The sequence below is a fragment of the Paenibacillus cisolokensis genome (genome assembly GCF_050481165.1).
GTDB classification, from domain to species: domain Bacteria; phylum Bacillota; class Bacilli; order Paenibacillales; family Paenibacillaceae; genus Paenibacillus_AH; species Paenibacillus_AH cisolokensis.
The window spans coordinates 1-1,431 of the sequence record NZ_JBCNFP010000148.1 but is presented as its reverse complement, the minus strand read 5'-3'; the positions used below and the strand labels follow the sequence as shown (position 1 = coordinate 1,431).

Sequence of the window (1,431 nt, the reverse complement as noted above, 5' to 3'; positions counted from 1 at the left end):
CGCATCCGGTAGGCTTTGGCGTGGAATGGCAGGATCGACCGTTTACCACGGCGGATGTGATCCGCTGCCACGAGAACGCCTTTGAATTTTTCGGCGGCATGACTCGCGAGATCGTCTATGACCAGGATCATCTTCTGCTTGTAAGCGAAAACCACGGCGATCTGATTCTGACGGCCGAATTTGCCGCCTACGTCCGGCAGCGCAGATTTCAGATTCGCATGTGCCGCAAGCAAGATCCGGAAAGCAAGGGGCGGGTGGAAAACGTCGTCGGTTTCGTCAAACGCAACTTTGCGCGCCATCGGACGTTTACCCACATCGACCGGTGGAACGAAGACTGTTTGGCTTGGTTGAACCGAACCGGAAACGGGCGGATGCATCACACGACCAAAAAAATACCGGCGGACGTGTTCGCCGAAGAGCGGCGCCATCTCCTGCCGGTTCCCGAAAAAATACAAACCAATTCTGCACCCAGTATAACAAGACGGGTGCGAAAAGACAATACGATTGTCTTTCAGGGGAACCGGTACTCGCTGCCGCTTGGCACCTACACCGGCACGGACACGTCTGTGGAGATTCGCGTGACGCCGGACAAGCAGTTGGTGGCGTTCGATCCGGCAACCGGCGAGGAACTGGCCCGCCATCCGCTGCATGCGGGTAAAGGCAAACTCATCAAAAACACCAACCATGCCCGGGATCGTTCCAAAGGGATTGGCGCCTATATGGAACACGTGGCCGCCCGCTTTCCAGAACCGGCGCAAGCCCGATCCTATCTGGCGGTTATCCGGGAACAAAAACCGCGTTACATTCGGGACCAGTTGCAATGGATCGATCGACACGCCAAAGACGCGGATCCGGATGTGCTGGCGCAAGCGTTGGCCTATTGTCTGAAACATCGACTCTACCAGGCCACGGATTTCGTGGATGCCCTGCACTATTACGCGGCTCTGAAATCGGCCGCGGCACCAGCCGTTCCGACCGATGTCCGGTTGCTCAGCGAGCCGGAACGGCAGAAACTGAAGATGAAGCCGCAAGTTCGCCCGTTTGACGTATATCAAGCCATCCTGGAGGGAGCCCGATGAGTGAAGCGACGATGGAACTGAAGTCCGTATTCAGCGCGCTGCAGTTAACCGCCGCCGCTGGGGCGCTGGACGAACTCCTGATGGAAGCCGAAACCAGGCAGTGGAGTTACCGCCAGTGTTTGCAGCGCGTGCTTTCGTACGAGTTGAAAAAACGGGAAGAAAAGCAGTTTGCCCGTCGGTACAAACGCGCCGCGTTCCCGGAACTGAAAACGTTGGACGAATTTCGGGTCGACGAACAACCGTCCCTGGGACAACGTCAGTTGCAGCAACTTCGGGAACTGATGTGGCTGGAGCAGCATTATAACTTGCTCTTTCTGGGCCCGCCAGGCGTCGGGAATTATCGAAAGAATTT

Annotated in this window: 2 protein-coding genes; both read left to right on the top strand. The window is 56.7% G+C overall.

Translation table 11 applies throughout. From position 1 onward, the window contains the following. Window positions 1–1,079 (top strand): IS21 family transposase (locus tag ABEV74_RS20860; protein WP_430149235.1); only part of this gene is annotated, 1,079 nt, incomplete at its 5' end. Beyond that, window positions 1,076–1,431 (top strand): ATP-binding protein (locus ABEV74_RS20855; protein ID WP_430149233.1); only part of this gene is annotated, 356 nt, incomplete at its 3' end. The genes ABEV74_RS20860 and ABEV74_RS20855, both read left to right, overlap by 4 nt.